The sequence below is a fragment of the Desulfosarcina sp. genome (assembly GCF_041551955.1).
Lineage (GTDB): Bacteria > Desulfobacterota > Desulfobacteria > Desulfobacterales > Desulfosarcinaceae > Desulfosarcina.
In genome coordinates this window covers 1-18,067 of sequence record NZ_JBFELV010000056.1, presented here as the reverse complement: position 1 = coordinate 18,067, position 18,067 = coordinate 1, and the positions used below count along the sequence as shown (strand labels likewise).

Annotated in this window: 19 protein-coding genes; all 19 read right to left on the bottom strand. The window is 55.0% G+C overall.

Annotated features, from left to right (window positions below):
• Positions 1–36 precede the first annotated feature (36 nt).
• Positions 37–495, bottom strand: coding sequence for a hypothetical protein (locus ABYV26_RS06705; protein WP_372679382.1), 459 nt, complete (start codon positions 493–495; stop codon positions 37–39).
• A gap of 57 nt (positions 496–552) precedes the next feature.
• Complete coding sequence (locus ABYV26_RS06700; RefSeq protein ID WP_372679380.1) at positions 553–1,311, bottom strand: FliA/WhiG family RNA polymerase sigma factor; 759 nt, start codon at positions 1,309–1,311, stop codon at positions 553–555.
• Positions 1,312–1,355: 44 nt separating this feature from the next.
• Entirely contained in the window at positions 1,356–2,243 is an 888-nt protein-coding gene (locus ABYV26_RS06695; RefSeq protein WP_372679379.1) for a MinD/ParA family protein, read from the bottom strand.
• A 19-nt stretch (positions 2,244–2,262) separates the two neighbouring features.
• Complete coding sequence (locus ABYV26_RS06690) at positions 2,263–3,663, bottom strand: Ada metal-binding domain-containing protein (RefSeq protein WP_372679377.1); 1,401 nt, start codon at positions 3,661–3,663, stop codon at positions 2,263–2,265.
• Positions 3,653–5,764, bottom strand: a complete 2,112-nt coding sequence (flhA, locus tag ABYV26_RS06685; RefSeq protein ID WP_372679375.1) for a flagellar biosynthesis protein FlhA — start codon at positions 5,762–5,764, stop codon at positions 3,653–3,655. Before flhA ends, ABYV26_RS06690 begins: the two co-directional genes overlap by 11 nt.
• 364 nt (positions 5,765–6,128) lie before the next feature.
• Positions 6,129–7,196, bottom strand: a complete 1,068-nt coding sequence (gene flhB / locus ABYV26_RS06680; protein WP_372679373.1) for a flagellar biosynthesis protein FlhB — start codon at positions 7,194–7,196, stop codon at positions 6,129–6,131.
• Positions 7,197–7,199: 3 nt separating this feature from the next.
• Positions 7,200–7,988 (bottom strand): flagellar biosynthetic protein FliR, encoded by a 789-nt coding sequence (gene fliR, locus ABYV26_RS06675; RefSeq protein ID WP_372679371.1) that lies wholly within the window; start codon positions 7,986–7,988, stop codon positions 7,200–7,202.
• A 15-nt stretch (positions 7,989–8,003) separates the two neighbouring features.
• Positions 8,004–8,273 (bottom strand): flagellar biosynthesis protein FliQ, encoded by a 270-nt coding sequence (gene fliQ / locus ABYV26_RS06670; protein WP_372679369.1) that lies wholly within the window; start codon positions 8,271–8,273, stop codon positions 8,004–8,006.
• Between the two features lie 13 nt (positions 8,274–8,286).
• Entirely contained in the window at positions 8,287–9,093 is an 807-nt protein-coding gene (gene fliP, locus ABYV26_RS06665; protein ID WP_372679368.1) for a flagellar type III secretion system pore protein FliP, read from the bottom strand.
• Positions 9,090–9,467, bottom strand: a complete 378-nt coding sequence (gene fliO, locus ABYV26_RS06660; RefSeq protein ID WP_372679366.1) for a flagellar biosynthetic protein FliO — start codon at positions 9,465–9,467, stop codon at positions 9,090–9,092. Before fliO ends, fliP begins: the two co-directional genes overlap by 4 nt.
• The gene (gene fliN, locus ABYV26_RS06655) at positions 9,464–9,850 is read right to left on the bottom strand and encodes a flagellar motor switch protein FliN (protein ID WP_372679364.1); all 387 of its coding nucleotides are present in this window, start codon (positions 9,848–9,850) and stop codon (positions 9,464–9,466) included. Before fliN ends, fliO begins: the two co-directional genes overlap by 4 nt.
• Positions 9,851–9,853: 3 nt before the next feature.
• Positions 9,854–10,837, bottom strand: coding sequence for a flagellar motor switch protein FliM (gene fliM / locus ABYV26_RS06650; RefSeq protein ID WP_372679362.1), 984 nt, complete (start codon positions 10,835–10,837; stop codon positions 9,854–9,856).
• A gap of 9 nt (positions 10,838–10,846) precedes the next feature.
• Positions 10,847–11,305, bottom strand: coding sequence for a flagellar basal body-associated protein FliL (gene fliL / locus ABYV26_RS06645; RefSeq protein ID WP_372679360.1), 459 nt, complete (start codon positions 11,303–11,305; stop codon positions 10,847–10,849).
• 417 nt (positions 11,306–11,722) lie between these two features.
• A complete protein-coding gene (locus tag ABYV26_RS06640; protein WP_372679358.1) occupies positions 11,723–12,955 on the bottom strand; it encodes a flagellar hook protein FlgE in 1,233 nt (410 codons plus the stop codon).
• Between the two features lie 35 nt (positions 12,956–12,990).
• The gene (locus ABYV26_RS06635) at positions 12,991–13,668 is read right to left on the bottom strand and encodes a flagellar hook assembly protein FlgD (protein WP_372679356.1); all 678 of its coding nucleotides are present in this window, start codon (positions 13,666–13,668) and stop codon (positions 12,991–12,993) included.
• A gap of 54 nt (positions 13,669–13,722) precedes the next feature.
• Positions 13,723–15,378 carry a flagellar hook-length control protein FliK gene (locus ABYV26_RS06630; protein WP_372679354.1) on the bottom strand — a complete coding sequence of 552 codons (1,656 nt, stop codon included), beginning with the start codon at positions 15,376–15,378 and terminating at the stop codon, positions 13,723–13,725.
• Positions 15,375–15,836 carry a flagellar export protein FliJ gene (gene fliJ, locus ABYV26_RS06625; protein WP_372679352.1) on the bottom strand — a complete coding sequence of 154 codons (462 nt, stop codon included), beginning with the start codon at positions 15,834–15,836 and terminating at the stop codon, positions 15,375–15,377. Before fliJ ends, ABYV26_RS06630 begins: the two co-directional genes overlap by 4 nt.
• 251 nt (positions 15,837–16,087) lie before the next feature.
• On the bottom strand, positions 16,088–17,407 hold the full coding sequence (fliI, locus tag ABYV26_RS06620) for a flagellar protein export ATPase FliI (RefSeq protein ID WP_372679350.1): 1,320 nt from the start codon (positions 17,405–17,407) through the stop codon (positions 16,088–16,090).
• 10 nt (positions 17,408–17,417) lie between these two features.
• Positions 17,418–18,067, bottom strand: a 650-nt coding sequence (locus ABYV26_RS06615) for a FliH/SctL family protein (RefSeq protein ID WP_372679348.1), incomplete at its 5' end; no start/stop codon positions are given.

Genomic DNA, 18,067 nt, shown 5'->3' with positions numbered 1-18,067 from the left:
TTTTTTTTTCCTATTAAAAAAAAACCAGCCGTCCGGTCAGGCGGCATTCAGGCGCATCACCATGGAGACTTCCCCTTCGGACAATTGAAGCTGACGGGCAATCGTCGCCACTGCAATCCCCTCGTGGGCCATGGGCAGAATCTGGTCATAGGAGGGATGATGATTGGTCGAAACAGCTATCGCTGCAGCCTGAAATTTATCAACGGCCCCGTCCATCGACGGTTTTCTGACGACACCGCCCAGTTTTTGTCGTTCCTGTTCGATGGTACTGGCCAGGGCGGCCAATACGGAATCGGTTTTCTGGGCCATCAGGAACATCAGCGCCCGATGTTCGACATCCTGATCCCGGCAGATGGTGTTGCACCCAGCGCGATCCAACTCGCTTTCCGTCTCAGGGCTTTTTCGGACAAACCACCGTTTCACGATCCAGAATCCGATCAGCATTACGATGACGAAGACGCACCCCATGGCATAGCTGGCTTGTAGCATGTTCACCTCTTTTCCTATTGATCAACTCGCCCGATCATGCAGGCGGGTGTCCGAGAATACCGGTCAGTCCTCAAGCAATCCCTCCCGGCGCAGTTTGCTTCTCAAATGAATGATGGCCTGTGCATGGATCTGTGAAACCCGGGATTCGGTAATATCCATGACTTTGCCGATCTCCTTCATGGTCAATTCATCTGAATAATACAGGGAGACGACCAGCTTCTCCTTTTCCGGCAGCAAGTCGATATTTTGGGCGATGGTGGATTTGATCTCTTTCATCGTGGTCATGGACAGGGCGTCATCGGCATCTCCATAGGCCAAAGAGCTGGCAATCGTCGCCGTATCGCTTCGCGATGCATTCCCGACCTCTTCGAAGCTGACGAAAGAGATACTGGACATCCGTTTGACTTTATAAAACTGTTCCAGATCCATATTCATCTCTTCGGCCACCTCCTCGTCGGCCACGTCCCGACCCAATTTCTGTTCCAGCTTCACATAGGCCTTTTCCAGATCCCGGATCTTTCTTCGCGTGGTACGACCCAAAAAGTCACGCGATCGCAGTTCACTCAAGACGGCGCCCTTGATACGAAATACGGCGTAGGTAATGAATTTATTGTCCCGGGTCGGGTCGTAGCGCTCGATGGCCTGAATCAATCCGATAATTCCCACATTGATCAGGTCGTCCACCTCGATGGTGGCTGGCAGATGAACCGCGATCCGATTCACGATACGCTTCACGTAGGGAAGGTATTCGTTGATAATCTGGTCTCGCAGCAAATGGCTCTCTTTTCCAAAAATTTCTTCTCTTGATTGGGCCAGATCCATATTATCGCTCCACGTTTAGGAATTCTTCCGTTGTGCTTTATGTTTTAAACGATATCCCGCCAGATCAGTGGTCGGCTCTCCAGGCGGTGTATCATCGGCTGAGATTGAACGAGTTTATGAGCCAGTTCGGCAAAGTTTCGGCTGGCCTGGGTCATGGGGGCCAATTCGCTGACGACTTTCTGTTTGCGAACACCGGCTTTCACCTTGTCGTCGGCCAATACATTCCCAAAATACTCGATGGAGACGTCCAGAAACCGATTGGCCACCAGACAGAGCTGTCGGCTTACGTCATCGGCTTCTTTTTCGTTATTTGCCAGGTTGACGATCAGCCGGAAATGCTTCTCCTGGTATTTGACGGAAAGTATTTTCATCAATGCATATGCATCGGTAATCGACGTCGGCTCAGGGGTGACGACCACCATGATCTCATTGGCGGAGGCATTGAAATAGAGTACATTGGAGGAGATGCCGGCAGCGGTGTCGATCAACACGATGTCGAATTCGGACAGGAGCGTGTTCAGTTCATTGAATATCTCCAATTTCTGGGCGAAGGTTAACTTGGTCAGCTCCTGAATCCCCGACGAGGCGGGCAGTATCTTCAAATTACCCGGCCCGCTGATGATGATTTCCGATAATTTTTTCTTGCCTTCGACCACATGGGACAGATTGAACTGGGGCGTCAGGCCCAACAGCACATCCAGGTTTCCGAGGCCCAGGTCCGCATCGAAGATGAGCACCCGCATGCCTGACTTGCACAGGGCGTAACCCAAATTGGCGACGATATTGGTTTTGCCGACACCCCCCTTGCCGCTGGTAATGGCGATGACCCTGGCCGGTGACGGCAGCGCGGCACCCTTTTTCATCATAGACTGTCGCTGTCTTCTTTTCTGGTTCAGGCTGATGATCTGTCCGGTCTTCTCATAATTTAACATGACGGTTCGTTCTCCCCGATTACATCGCACGCGCACGCTGATGACCAAAGCCTTCCGACACCGGTTTCCTGATCATGCTGATATCGCAGCATGCCCGGCACGGTTTGAAGCCCTCGTCCATGGCTTGTTCAATGCTGTTGAAGGCGGTAATGTTCTCCGCGTTGATCCGTTTTACCGACTTGCAGGCGGGATGATGGAACAGCTCGGAATTACGATTGGCCACATAGCGGACCGAATCGCCGGTCGCCTCGCTGTATCCGGAACCTGAAGCGATCTGACCGCGTTGTCTGGAAAAAAGCGTCAACGGCCCGCCGCCGGGTGCGCAAAGAGAAGGCCTATCGGCCGCCCCAGCGGTGGCATATTCATGAAATCCATCAGTCAGATCGGCCCCGTCACTAAAAAAGGATGCCGGCAGCCCGCATTTTTTAAGCCGATTCAAACCGGCGGCCTCACCAGTATGCTCATCCATATGGGTGAGGAGCAACCGGTTCACTCCCAGGGGCGCATAAGCGGCCACACAGGCCTCAAACACCCCGTCCCGGACGGTTGCATTGGCCACCAGATGGGTCTCGTCCGCTTCGGCGATGCGGAGCAGTGAGCAGACCTCACTCATGATGGACGTGTCATTTCCGCTGATTCCGGGGGTATCGATCAAGATCACATCGGCGTCGGTCAGATCGCCTAACGCCGACTGCAGCTGCTCGGCATCGTGGACGACGCGAAGCGGCAGATCCATGATGCACGCCATCTTTGCCAGCATGGCGTTGGCCCCGATTCGAAAGCGATCGAGGCTGATCAACCCGGTCCGTTTCTTTTCAACCACCTGACAATGCCAAGCCAGCTTGGCCACCGTGGTGGTTTTTCCCGCGCCGCACGGTCCCACCAGCGCAATGACCGTCTGGGCTGCGGGGTGGCGATAAAAGGGTTCGGCGATGGGTGGGTCGCTCGGCGCGTTCGAAAACGCGTCGGCCATTGAGCCCGCCCCTGCCCCGCCAGCGCGCGTCGTCTCCGTGTCGGATGTCAGATCCTGCGACTTCGCTCCCTGCGCCGGTATCGACGCGTTTCTATCCACGGGTGGGTGCTGTGCCTCAGAGGTCGTTTGCCGAGACGAAATCGACCGGAATCTCCGGGCAGCATGCATGGCGGGCGCAGGCGGCGTCGATAATGAAACCCGATCCGTTTCCATGTCCGTATTCAAATGCGTCGACAACAGTCCCGAAAAATCGTTGTTTTGACCGCCCTCCTTCACGGGGTAATCGGTGGCCGCGGTAATCTCGACACTCTTTTTTCTCAAGGCACTGAAAAAGCCGCCCGGTCGAACTTCCTTGGCCGACAGAATCACGGCATCGTCGCCAAACTCGCGTTTCACCAAACGAAGGGCTTCTGTCATATCGGCCGCTTCAAAGCGCTTAATCTGCATCTGAGGCCTCCACGGTTCCAACTATTTGTATCTTGGCGCTGCTGACGATCTCATCATAGGAAAGAACAGCCAGTCCAGGGATGAAACGGTCAGCCAGCTTTTTAAAATGGCTCCGGATCTGGGCTGAGCAGACGAGCAGGGGTTGAACACCCAAGGATTTATAGTCCTCCATTTTAACGCTCATGTCGTCCATGATGGATTTTGCAAAGGCGGGGTCGATGGCCAGAAAAGATCCCTGATCGGTTTGCTGAAGCGACTCGGCGACCTTTTTCTCAACCCGCTGATCCAATGTGAGCACATGCAGCTTGCCATCGTCCGCCTGATAAAAACTGGTAATCGTCCTGGCAAGGGATTGACGCACGTGTTCGGTCAGGACCTCCAGTTTTTTGGTGGCGGGAGTCCAGTCTGCCAGGGTTTCCAAGATAGTGAGCAAATCCCGAACGGGAACCTGTTCCTGCAGAAGATTCTGAATCACCCGGACCACCCCTCCTAAAGACATGAGATTGGGAACCAGTTCTTCCACCACCTTGGGATGACTGCCTTTGATGCTGTCGAGCATTTTCTGGATTTCCTGTCGGCCCACCAACTCGTGTGCATGGCGCCGGATCACATCGGAAAGATGGGTGGTCATGATCGTGGCCAGATCCACGACCGTATATCCTTTTGAATTGGCATCTTCACGGGCCGCCGGGTTGATCCAGAAGGCCTCCAGTCCATAGGTGGGCTCCCGGGTGGCGATGCCGTTGATCTTCGCATCGGCCTTACCCGAATTCATGGCCAGGAGATGGTTGATCATCAGGTCGCCGTTGGCGACTTCGATGCCTTTCAACAATATGGAATAGGCACCCGGTTTGAGTTTCATGTTGTCCTGGATATGAATGGACGGGACCACGATGCCGATCTCCTGGGCGATTTGCCGCCGGATGGATTTGATGCGCTCGAGCAGCTCCCCGTCCTGCTCCACATCCACCAGTGGAATCAGGCCATAACCGACTTCGAGGGCCAGCACATCGATGGGTGGCAAGGGTTTGAAAGCTTCCGGCGGTTTTTCTTCGACCTTTTTGATTTGTTCCAGGGCGATCTCACGCGCATTTTCTTGTTTTTTCCGGTCGGTTTGAAAGACCAGATAGGCCACCAATCCAGCCGTAGCGGATAAAATCAAAAACGGAAGGGTCGGCATCCCGGGAACCAGACCGAAACCAAAAAGGATGATCGATGCGACCACGAAGGCCCGGGGTTGAACCAGCAGTTGGCTCCCGATTTCAAGCCCCAGATTTTTTTCGGCGCCGGCCCTGCTGACGACGATGCCGGCAGCGGTGGAGATAATCAGCGCGGGGATCTGGCTTACCAATCCGTCGCCTACGGTGAGCAGTGTGTAGGTTTGGGCGGCATCGACGAAGTTCATCTCTTTTTGGAACACCCCAATGGCCAAGCCTGCCAGGATATTGACAAAGGTGATGATAATGCCGGCAATGGCGTCGCCGCGCACAAATTTATTGGCACCGTCCATGGCACCGTAGTACTCGGCCTCGCGGCTGATCTGGCTGCGGCGCTCCCTGGCCTGGGCCTCATCGATGAGTCCGGCGTTCAGGTCGGCATCGATGCTCATCTGCTTGCCGGGCATGGCGTCCAGGGTGAACCGGGCGGCCACTTCGGCGATTCTGCCGGCGCCTTTGGTGATCACCATGAAATTGATCACCACCAGAATGATAAAAACGATGAATCCCACCAGATAGTTGCCGCCGACCACAAAGTGCCCGAAAGCCATGATCACCTTGCCGGCGGCCTGGGTCCCCTCGCTGCCATGCAGAAGAATCATTCTCGTGGAGGCCACGTTCAAGGATAGCCGGAACAGGGTGGACAACAACAACAGCGAAGGAAATGAAGACAGATCCAGTGGTTTTAGGATGTACATGCCCACCAGAAGAATGACCAGTGACAAGGTGATATTAAAGGAGAGGAACAGATCGAGAAGGAGTGCCGGAATGGGAATGACCATGACCATGAGAATGGACATGGCGGCAAATCCCATCAGCACATCGGAATTGTTGGCGACAAAGGCGAACTGGTTTACATGCTGTTTGCGTTCGGCAAGTTCCATGATGCGGTTAGACGCTCCTTGATAACTCAATCGTAGTCAGGCAACATGGAAATAGCACATTTCATGCCTATTCCATGCTTATCGACACTTTCTGCCGGAACGACCCTCAATCCAAATCGAAGCTTTCGTTTATATTATAAATTTTATCTTTCCATTTTATTGCGGGACAGTTCCATTCTTGAATCGACCGATGAAAAACGGCATGCGGTCAAGCAAAGCGTCAATATATTGTCCCGGGAAAACAAACACATTCAAATCGGTTGAACCGCGTCAGCGAGCGCCTTCGCCGCGGCTTGTCGGAGCGAAGCAAAGATCCCGCTCATCGGGGCCGCGGGGAAGGTTCAAATCCGGCATGCACGGATGATCAGGGGGTGACGAGACCTTTAAGGCGGAAGACATAGGCGAGAATTTCCGCGATGGCCCGGTATAGTTCTGCAGGAATAAAGTCGCCGATCTCGGTTGATTTGAAGATGGTTCTGGCCAACGGTTTGTTCTCCACCAGGGGGATGTCATTTTCGATGGCGATGGCTTTGATCTTCTGGGCGATGAAACCGGCACCCTTGGCCACGACGGTGGGTGCGTGCATCCCTTCTTCATACTTCAGTGCAATGGCCAGATGGGTGGGGTTGGTAATGACCACGGTGGCTTCAGGCACCGCCTCCATCATCCGCCGCCTGGCCATTTCCCGCTGGACGGACCGGATTCTGGCCTTTACTGACGGATCACCTTCACGCTGCTTGTATTCGTCCTTGACCTCCTGTTTGGTCATTTTCAAATCCTGCTGGTGCTGCCATCGGGTGTAGGCGAAATCAAGCGCGGCCATGAGAAAAAGGACCATGCAGGTATACAGGCATATCTGGAATGACACCTGGCCGATAAACCGGATGATGTTGCCAATGCTCAACTGCATCAGCCCGGGAATCTGATCCAGATAGCGATGGATGACGATATAGGCGACGCCGCTGATGATCACGAGCTTGATGATCGATTTAGCCAATTCCACCAGCGATCGGAGCGACATCAGCTTCTTGAGACCACTGATGGGATTGAGTTTGGCCAGATTGGGCGATAGTTTTTCTCCGGTAAAGAGAAAACCGAACTGAGCGACATTGCCAAGCACCGCGGCGGTCATGACCGCCAGCATCAGTGGGACAAGGACGACGATGCCGTTGAGAAAAATTTCCAAAAACAAGGTATGCATGGTTTCGGGTAACATGCTCAGGGTGCCGGCCCGTTGATACATGGCGCGCATGACCTCTGTCAGCCGCCCGAGCATCCATGAGCCGGCAAAAAAAAGAACACCGAGGCTGCCGGTGAGGATCAAGACGGAAGGAATCTCCCGGCTTTGAGCCACATTTCCCTTTTGACGGGAATCGGCAAGCTTCTTGCCGGTGGGCTGTTCGGTCTTGTCCTGACTCTGTTCACCGGCCATGGGTCACCCTGCCAATGCCATCAACCGTATCAGATCAAACAATGTCACCTGATAGGATGAAAACAGATCGATCAAATAAGCCGTGAGATAAGGGCTGACCATCAGCAAAAAAACCAGCCCGATGACGATTTTCAACGGCATGGCCACGATGAAAATATGAATCTGGGGAACGGTTCTGGCCACCATGCCAAGGGCGACGCTGACCATCAGCATGACCGCGATGAGCGGGGCGCCGACTTTAACGGCCACGACAAACATGTTGGCGGCCAGCTGCATCATCATTCCAATCAGTTGCGGGCCGATATGCATGGACAGGGGCGGCAGGATGGAATAGCTGTCCACCAGGGCGGAAAAGAACATATGGTGGGCGTTGATGGCCAAGAATACAAGCATGGCCGTCAAATTGTAAAACTGCGCCAAAATGGGGATCTGAGCGCTGGTGGCCGGGTCCACCACATTGGCCACGGCAAAACCCATCTGATAACCGACGATCTGCCCGGCCAGTTGAATGCCGGCGAACAGCAGCTTCACCGAGAGCCCGATGGTCACACCAATGGCGATTTCGGAAAAAACACCGATGACAAACGTCATCAGGCTCAGATCCCTCACGGTGACGACGGTATCCACCGCTGGGAGCAGCAGGATGCTCACGGCAAGGGCAAGCCCCGCTTTGAACACGGCCGGGATGGTGCCGGCATCCAGAACCGGTGCACTGAAAACGATGGCGGCAACCCTGAGAAAAATCAGCATCCCCCCGTAGAATGCGTCGACGGGGATATTAAGCGTCGCCATGGTCGTTTTCCATGATCACCGGATGTACGTGGGCAGATTGATGAAAAGGTTCTGCGTATACCCGATGATAATTTTCAGCATCCAAGGGAAAAAAAACAACAGCGCCAGGGCGACGCCTAACATTTTGGGCACAAACACCAGGGTCATTTCATTGATCTGAGTGGCAGCCTGGAACATGCTCACCAGCACACCGGCAATCAAGCCCACCGCCAGCATGGGTGAGGCGAGATAGATGGCTGTCTTGATGGCCTGCATGAAGAAACCGGTTATAAATTCAGGGGTCATGGGCGTTGCTCCTTCAGGAAAAGCTTTTTACCAGTGATCCGACGATCAGGTGCCAACCGTCGGCAAGCACAAAAATCATCAGCTTAAAAGGCAAAGAAACCATGATGGGCGGCAGCATCATCATGCCCATGGAGAGCAGTACACTGGCCACCACCATGTCGATGATCAAAAAAGGTACGTAGAGCATGAAACCGATCTGAAAGGCGGTCTTTAACTCACTGATGATAAAAGAGGGAATCAGCACGGTGGTGGGGACCTCGTCGACGTTGGCCGGACGCTGCATCTTGGCCACGTTGACCAGTAGGGCCAGGTCCTTTTCACGCGTCTGGGAAATCATGAAATTGCGGATGGGCACCAGCGCCTTGTCCAGGGCCTGGGTCTGATTGATCTCCTTGGTGATGAGCGGCTGGAGGGCGTCCTGATTCACCTGCTGCCAAACCGGGGCCATGACGTAAAACGTCAGGAAGAGCGACAGGCCGATCACCACCTGGTTGGGCGGCAGCTGGTTGGTTCCCATGGCCTGGCGAAGCAGCGAAAAAACAATGGCGATGCGGGTAAACGAGGTAAGCATGATCAGGATCGACGGCGCCAGAGAGAGCACCGTCATGAGTAGAAACAACTGCATGACCACAGCCACCTGGCCCTGATCACCCTCCTGGTCCAGACCGATGCTGATCAACGGTGCGGGCGTCTGCCCCCACGCGCTGCCGGGCACGGCGGCAACACCGATCAGCATGACAACCAGCAGGCCAATCAGGACGGTTATTTTATTTCTCCGGTGCCGTTTATGGTCCTGCCGCAGGAGGTGCGTCTTTATCACCGGTCTTCCTTTCTCTTGAACCCGCTGCCCATTTTTTTCAATCGATCGGACAGCATCGGCCCGAAAGATGTCGGTGTACCCGGTGGGGTCTCCTGCTGGACGATATCTTCGTCCAGCGTATCCAGCAGATTGATGCGATCACCGGAAATGCCCAGGACCAGCACTTTTCCCGGTACGCGAACCAGAGAAATGGTCTTTTTGACGCCCATGTAATGGCTTTCCAACACCTGTATCCGTTTCCCACCGGCAACACCCATTCGTTGGCTGTTCAGCCGCCTGATCCCGTATAAAAGGAAAAGAATCATCGCCAGCACCACACCCAGCGAGGCGATCATTTTCAAACCGGCGGTAATCATGTCGGGCGTCCCGTTCATCCTAGTTTCTCCACCCGTTCGACGGGACTGATCACTTCGGTAAGACGGATACCGTACTTTTTATTCACCACCACGACATCACCCTTGGCAACCAACCGGTTGTTGGCCAGTATGTCGAGCGTGCCGCCGGCCTCCTTGGGCAGTTCAATGACCGATCCCTGGCCCAGTTTGAGTAGATCATTGATCAGCATTTTCGTTCGCCCCAGCTCGATGGTAATGGCTAAAGGGATGTCCAGCAGCAGGTCCAGGTTGTCATTTACCCCCGCAGGCCGCTTGGCACCGCCGCCGGAGGGCTCAACCGTTCCAGCCGGTGCGGCTGGCGAACCCGCTGGGTTACCGCCAGGGGCGAACCCGGACGATGAATGCTTCTTTTTCTCTGCCATCGATTATCCCTTTCCCTGGTCATGATCGATCACTTCGGTGATCTGAACGGCCTTGCTTCCTTTGACGACCCCGGGCATCCCTAAATATTTGGGAACGCGTTCGATATTCACAATCACGTTGTTTTGTGGGCCGGTGTTTAACCGCAGAATGTCATCAACCTCGAAATTTAAAATATCCTCAACCGAATAGACGGTTTTGCCCAATTCAGCGACGATGTTCACTTCGGTGCGTCCCAGCAGTTTGCGTATCTCGTCACCAAATGAACTGGCCCGGTCTTTTTCCCGAAGATAGCTTGAACTCAACTGCTCCTTGATGGGTTCGAGCATGAGATACGGCAGGCACAGGTGAATATTGCCCGAAAACCCTTCCGTATTGATGGCGAAGACCACGATGACGAGTTGATCGCCTGGATTGACCAGATAAACGAACTCCGGTTTGGTTTCTATTTTGCGCAATCCCAGACGGACACGATAAGCGGCTGCCCAGGCAGTTTCCAGATCTTTGAGCACGGCCATGGCAATCCGCTGGAGCATCCGGCGTTCGATCAAGGTGAATTCACGAATTTTTTCCATCGGTTTTCCATCGCCGCCGAACATACAGTCGATCAGGGAGAAAACCAGGTTGGGTTCAAAGGCCATGAGCGCAGACCCGATCAGGGGCTCCATGCCGAATATGACAAATCCGGTGGGATTCGAAAAAGCCTTGATGAAGTCCCCGAATTTGACGGTTTCCCGTGAGATGGCCTTTACGGTGATGGTCCGTTGAAAGAGGCTCGACAGGGATCCTTGGAATAAATTGACAAACTTGTCGTATACTTCTTCCAGGGCGTCGAACTGTCCGCGTTGCATGATGTCTTGGGCGGTGAGGTCATAGGAACGAACCTCGACGGCGACCTCGGGTTTCTCTTCGGCGACATCGATCTCTCCGCTGTCCATTGCCGAAAGCAGCGCATCGATCTCCTCTTGTGACAGGATCTGGTCGGCCATGGTCGATTCCTATTGAACGACAAACTCAGTGAAGTAAATGTTGTTCACCCGGCCCTTGGTCATCAGGGTATTGATTTTTTCCATGACTTGGTTTCGCAGGGCTATTTTACCGTCGGTGGTGCTGACATCGTCGTAGGTCTTGGTGGGCAGGATCATCAAAACGGCATCCCGAATTTGCGGCAGCCGGCTTTCAAGCGTGGCCACCGATTCCGAATCGCTGAGCTCTAAAGACATGGTGACCCGGAGGTATCGTTTTCCACCGTTGTCCGCCAGGTTCACGATCATGGTGTCCAGCGGATACAGGGGGCCGATGTCATTTTGTTCTTCTTTAACGGGCATCTCGGCAACCTTCGACGGGTCAAGGGGAACCTGGGAAATCTTGTTCCAAAGGATGAAAAAGCCAGCACCCACCATCCCCACAAAGAGAACAGCTACCGCCATGATGATGATCAACACTTTTTTCGACATTCGTGACCCTCCGCCGAATGGTTATCAATATCTCGATAATACTGAATGAAGGATTAATGATGATCAGAATAAGCATGTTGCATGCCATTTTATTTCACATCGTTGAGGAATCGGCAGGTTCGAAGAAATGCGGGCACGCTGGGCGATGGGCGCCGGTTGGACCGGTCCGCACGGCACCAGCGCCCCTAAAACCAATGCGCAACCCCGGCGTGAATAAAAACGAGGCGCTGTGGGGACCGGGAAGCGCAAGCAGAGTGTCAATAATCGCGGGAAAGAGTCAAGGCGTTGACAGCAGACGATCGGCCGCATGCAACGATGAAAATCAGCCCAGCGGCCAAAAATAAGAAGGTCAGCCGGCTGTGGACAATGCCGTAAATCGTAATTGCCCACAACCGGCGTGCTTAGGTGTCAGGGAGGTTAGCGCTTGATGTTCAGCAGTTCGGCCAGGATCTCGTCACTGGTGGTAATGACTTTGGAATTGGCCTGAAAGGCCCGCTGAGTGGTGATCATCTCGACAAATTCGGTGCCCAGGTCCACGTTGGACATCTCGAGGGTGCTGGGAGCAATGGATCCCATCCCCGCGGAATTGGGCGGACCGATAAGTGCTTGACCGGAGGCCAGAGACTCCGCGTACAGGTTGCTGCCCTGTTTGCCCAGGCCCGAATAACTGGCAAAGTCCGCCAGGGCGAGCTGCGCAAAAGGGATCATCGAACCGTTGGAATAGATGCCGGTAAAATAGCCATCCTCGTCAACAGACACCGATTGCAGGCTTCCGGAGGGATATCCGTCCTGGCTTTGGGCGGTCTTGCTGGATTCCGAGCTGTAGCCGGTAATCGTACCATCGGAAACACCGGCAGCATCGAGATAGTTCCAGTTGATCGTCATGGGTGACGTGGCCGGATCGATGCCGGTCAACACGATGGTTGGGTTCGCATTCGGTGGTACGCTTGTGGCCGGGTCCAGATTGCCGTTCGCGTCAAATTGAATGGAGCCGGTGGATGCACATGCAGCCAGCGGATTGTCGTGACTCACGTTCACCGCCCAGTCCCACCCTGCTGCCGTGCGAGTGAAATCGACATCCAACACCGCTTCCGACCCCAGTGAGTCGAATGCGGTGATGGAACTCGTAAACACATCCCCGACGGCGGCATCACTGTTCAGGTTCATTCCAAAAGTAATATTTTGGGTGATGTTGGGCGCGCTGGTGCCGTTGGGCAGGACAATGTCACCGATGCTGCCAGGCGCACCGGTGGCCGGATCGAGCGAATACCCCTGGACGATGAAGCCATCCGGGGTGACCAGATTCCCATCCTTGTCCCACTCGAACTGGCCGGCCCGCGAGTAATAGGAAATGCCGTTGGTGGGATCGTCAACCATGAAAAGGCCTGCACCGTTGATGGAAAGATCCGTCGCACTGTTGGTGTTTTCCAGGGAACCCGCCTGCCACTGGGGATTCACATCGTTTAAGGTCACACCACGCCCGATCTGAAGGTTGCTCTGGCTCAACGATGCGCTGAAGATGTTTGCAAAGGAAACCCGTGATGCCTTGAAACCAGTGGTATCGACATTGGCGATATTGTCGCCGCTGACCGCCATGGCGCTGGTGTTGGCCTTCAATCCCGAGATGCCTGAGTACAGTGAACCGATCATGGTCTTTCTCCTTTTTGGACGGTTTTGTTGACAAACTATTCTGGTTGGTCCCCCGTTTCCTCGATGCGGATCACCGAGGAAATGGGAACTTCATGGTCGTTGATCAATAAATTCGTGGCACCGGTTTTATAATCGACACCCGTGACGATACCGGTGGTGTAGCTGCTGGAGCTGACGATGGCGCCATCGGTGTTCATGGCCATGACGGTAAATGTGTAAGCGCCGTCGGCAACGGCCGCACCATTTGAATCCCGGCCATCCCACGCCACCTGTTGTTCCCCTGCTTGTCGGGCGCCCGCCGGGATATCGGCTACGAATCCCCCGAAACGGTCATAGATCTGGATGTATACACTGTCCGCGTCGTTAACCAGATCAAAGCGAATGGGGTCGGATGTTCCGTCGTTGACACCGAACAAACTGCCGGTGGCGGTGATCGTTTTGCCGATGAATCCGGACGACTGGATGTTGTTCAGTGTGGATTGATAGACTTCAAACCCGTTCAGCGTGGCCTCGATGTTCTGAAGCTGCTCGAGGGAGCTGAACTGGGCCAGCTGGGCGGTGAACTCGGTGCTCTCTGCCGGGTTCAGCGGATCCTGGTGCTGCAGCTGGGCCACCAGCAGTGTCAGAAAGTCGTCCTTCCCCATCACGCTGTTGTCCTGCGTCGTTGGGGTGCTGGCTTGACTGTATACATCGGATACACTCATGACTGTCATGGTCCTTCACCTCCGGGAATAATCGTCTCGTCCTCGGGGCCGCCTGTGCCTTGATCAGGCAAAGTAGTTGACCCCATCACGGTTGGGCTGAACATCGTCGGGGGTATTGCCGCCTTCCCGATTCAAGGTTTCCGGGTCCTGCTCCTGCTGCTGTCGCCGGCCGTTTTGAGAAAAATGGTGCTTAAACATCCCTGCAAACTGCTCGCGGCTGTGCTGTTGATTCCCATCCGGGTTGACCATGACCTCGAATTTGTCGATGGTCAGCCCCTGGCTGTGCAGTTCCGCTTTCAAATGGTGCAGATGGGTTTCGATGATCTCCTTGACCACCGGGCGGTCGGTCATGATGCGCACCACCAGTTGTTCCTTGTCCGCGGCGATATTCATCTGCACGTTGCCGAGAAATTCGGGCTTCAGTCGGATCTGAATTTCCGACCGACCCTGAATGGAGCGCATGGCCGCCTTGTCGACGATCTGATCCATCACCGAGGTCTGGAATGTTTTTACCGCTGTTTCTTCCGTCCGCGTCAAGGCCGTCGCCTGGCCGGCGGCCGGCTTGACGGACAGGGTGGTCTGCTGGTCACCGGCCATGGCTTTGGCCGTGTCCTGAAATGAGGGGTGGGGTTTGGCCTGTTCAGCCAACGTGTGTTTTGCAGCATCCGATGTCTGGCCTTTTGGCCACGCCTCTTCTTGGTCATCCACCAGTTCGACTCGCGGTGTCGGCTGGTGTGGGTCCTTGCCCCGGAAATCGGCCGTATCATCCTCTGGGTGAGCCGACCCTTGACCGGTTAAACCCGTTACCATGGATTGAAAATCCTTGGCCTGACCGGCAGCGGGTTGCAGGTGGAGGGTTGCGGGATGGTTCGCTTTTCCAGCGATTCCCGGGCCGGTGGGCAATCGCTCCTGAATCGACCGGTTGGTGTGGGCTTGCCCTTCGTCTCCGGCAGACGCTGCCGGCTTGAATAAAAAACGCGCGTCTTTCTTTTCAACACTTTCTTCCGGCCGGTTTTCAGCTATCACCGGTTCAGGCGAACGCGCTTTAATCTGGCTGTCATCGACCATGCCGACCTGGGCGGAAATACCTGAGGCGGCGGGTTGGTGTTGTCCACGTGCAGGCGTGTTTTCTTTCATCGGGCTGTCATCGACGATGCCGGCCTGGGCGGGAACGCCCGGGACAGCCGATGGAATCGGAGGGACCTCGACGGCGGCGTTGACGGTAGCCCCCCCTGCCGGCGGGTTTTGCTTTGCAGCCACCATTTCTATAATTTCGGGCAGCACGTCCCGGGTGGGCGTGTCGGCTGCATGGCTGTGCTGATGATGGGCGATCAAGGCATTGATCGTCCCCTGTTCAAGTGGGACGCCTTCCTTGTCGGGGCTGCCGCCGTTCAGCGAATGGGTTGCCGGCTGATCCTGCGGGAATTGATCCTTTATGTCGGCCATCAGGGCCTGCAAGTGATCGAGGAGGTCCAGATCCGGGTCAACGGCATTTGGTTGACTATGGTGGCCGCGCTGGCCGTCAACATCCGCGCCGGCAGCGTTATCCATGAAATTTTGCACCCATGCCAGGAAAGAACGGGTGTTATCATCGGCAGACAACATGGTTTCGTCCACGAATGGCAGGCCGTCGAGGCCTTTCCCGATTTTACCGGGGTTGTCACCGAATCCGGACGCCAAACCGGTGACCGCTTGCATGAATCCGCCGAATGGGTTCATTGGCCCTCTCCGCTTTTTTGAATGGATTTTCTGACAAACTGATTGATCGCCATCTCATCGATGAAGTTCATTTCTTTTTTCAGCAGCATCTGATTGTATCGCTCGAGGCTTTGATCCTTGAGTTTCTCCAGGATCTGGCGCTTTTTCATGGCTTCGAGCACCGCATCCTGTTTTTTGGATTCCCGTTCCCTGATCTCGCTGACTAGCTTCCCCTGCCTGGCGATGCGGTCGGATAGCCGTTTAAGATAGGCATGGTAAGCCACCACCTGATCACTGGAAATACCCCTCGCCTGCTCCTGGTTCAACGCCGTGTGTGTGTCCATTTCTTTTCTTTCGAGCATTTTCATGCGCTGTTGGACCGCCATCAGTTGCTGGCGAATCTCGGCAAGATCTTTTTTCAGTTTGTCTTCGACAAATTGACGGTGATCGAGAACCGTCTGCATGTTGAACCTGTACATGGTTATCCTATTACCTGAGTCTGCATCGGGACGGTTCGAACGGTGGTTCCTCCGACACATCTAACCGGTCTACGCCCAACTCTTATAGCAACCACTATGCCAGTTCTTCTATTGGCGCATCTGTTTGTTTTTACGCCTGTTTTTCAATGCCATGCCCCGATGAGAGGTGTCGCGACAACCGCAAGGTGGGCAACTATTTCCGCCACCGGCGTTTTTTTCCGGGGACCGGAAAGCCCTGGAAAAGAAAGTCATTATTTCATCATGCATTTCAGGGCATCCAGACTCTCCTCAAACGTCGACGCTTCGTGGATGCCCTGTCTAAGATATTGATTGATGGGCTCGATCATCTGGATGGCAAAGTCGATTTGGGGATTGCTGCCTGGCGCATAAGCGCCGATGTTGATGAGGTCCTCGGCCTTTCGGTAGGTCGCCAGGACTTCCTTGATCCGGCCGGCGTGGTGTTTGTGATCAAGATCGGTAATGTCTTCCATCACCCGGCTGATGCTCTTTAATATGTCGATCGCCGGATAGTGATTTTGGTTGGCCAGATCCCGGGTGAGCACGATGTGCCCGTCGAGAATCGAGCGCGCCGCATCGGCGATGGGCTCGTTCATGTCGTCGCCTTCCACAAGAACGGTGTAGAGCCCGGTAATTGTGCCTCGATGTGACGACGTGCCCGCCCGCTCCAGCAATTTGGGAAGCAGTGAAAATACCGAGGGGGTGTATCCCTTGGTGGTGGGGGGCTCGCCCAGGGACAGGCCGATTTCCCGTTGAGCCATGGCCAGTCGGGTAACCGAATCCATCATCAGGTTGACGTGGTTGCCCTGGTCCCGGAAGTACTCGGCAATGGTGGTGGCGATGAATCCCCCCCGCAATCGTACCAACGGAAGATGGTCTGACGTGGCGACAACGACCACGGATTTCTTGAGCCCCTCCTCTCCGAGGTCCTTCTGGATAAACTCGTTGAGTTCCCTGCCCCGCTCGCCGATCAGTGCAATGATGTTCACATCTGCCGAGGTGCGCCGGGCAATCATTCCCAGCAGGACGCTTTTGCCGACGCCGGAACCCGCAAAAATACCCATCCGCTGGCCGCAACCCACCGTCAGCAAGCCGTTGATCGCTCGGACACCCAGATCCAGTGGCTGCTGGATGCGGTTTCTCAGCAGGGGGTTCACCGGATGGGCGTATAGGGGATACTCGTCGTCAGTCTCGATCGGCCCTTTTCCGTCAATGGGATTGCCCAACCCGTCGATCACCCGGCCAAGCAGCGCCCTGCCCACACCCACATGCGCCTTTTCTTTGCGCGCCTCCACCTTGCATCCGGGCCCCAGGGTTCGAATATCTTCCAAAGGCATCAACAATACCGAGTCTTCACGGAACCCCAACACTTCAGCGCTGACCTTGCCGGCTCCGCCCTCGGTGGTGATGTCGCATACACATCCGATTTGGGCCGCCGGTCCACTGGCCTCGATCACCAGGCCGACGATTTTTTGTACGCGTCCGTTGGCCCGCAAGGGGACGACTGAAGATAACATGTCATGGTATTTGTCGACGCAGAATGGTTGGAACATGATTTCGGGCCTAGCCTTTGGTGGCGGGTTTGGGCAGTTGTTCGTTCAGCAGGTCTTCGATGATCTTGATCTGTTGATCGATCCGTGCATCCAGGTCCCCGAGCTTGGTTTCGATTATGCAACCGCCCCGGAGGATCGCCTCATCCGCTTCGAGACGCAGATGCGCCCCAAAGTCATCCGCAAGGATTAATTCCTGCTTAAAGCCGTTGACCGTGTCGATATCCTGTGGATTCAGTCTCACGGTCAGGTGACGGGTATCGACCACCTTTTTCATCGCCGCTTTAAGCACGTGGTGAATGACCGGACCATACTCGGCTTCATGGCCGATGACCTTTTTGGCGATCGCCAGCGCCAGCCGAACCGTTTCCGTCTCCATCCGATCGACATCCTGCTGTCGAACGCGAACGATCTCTTCCACCGCACGCGCCAGTGCTGCAGCGCCTTGATCGACCGCTTCCTGTTGTTCAGCGATGGCCTCGGTCCGACCCTGGTCCCTGCCTTTTTTAAAGGCCGCTTCAGTCAGTTGTTGAATCTGTTCCTTGTCATGGTGCTGCCCGCCCGCGGCGGAACAGTCATCCTTTCGGTCAAGTGCACCACTGATAAATTGCCCGCGGGTGGATGCCGCTGACCCGCCATGCTCTTGACTGCCGGGAATCTCAG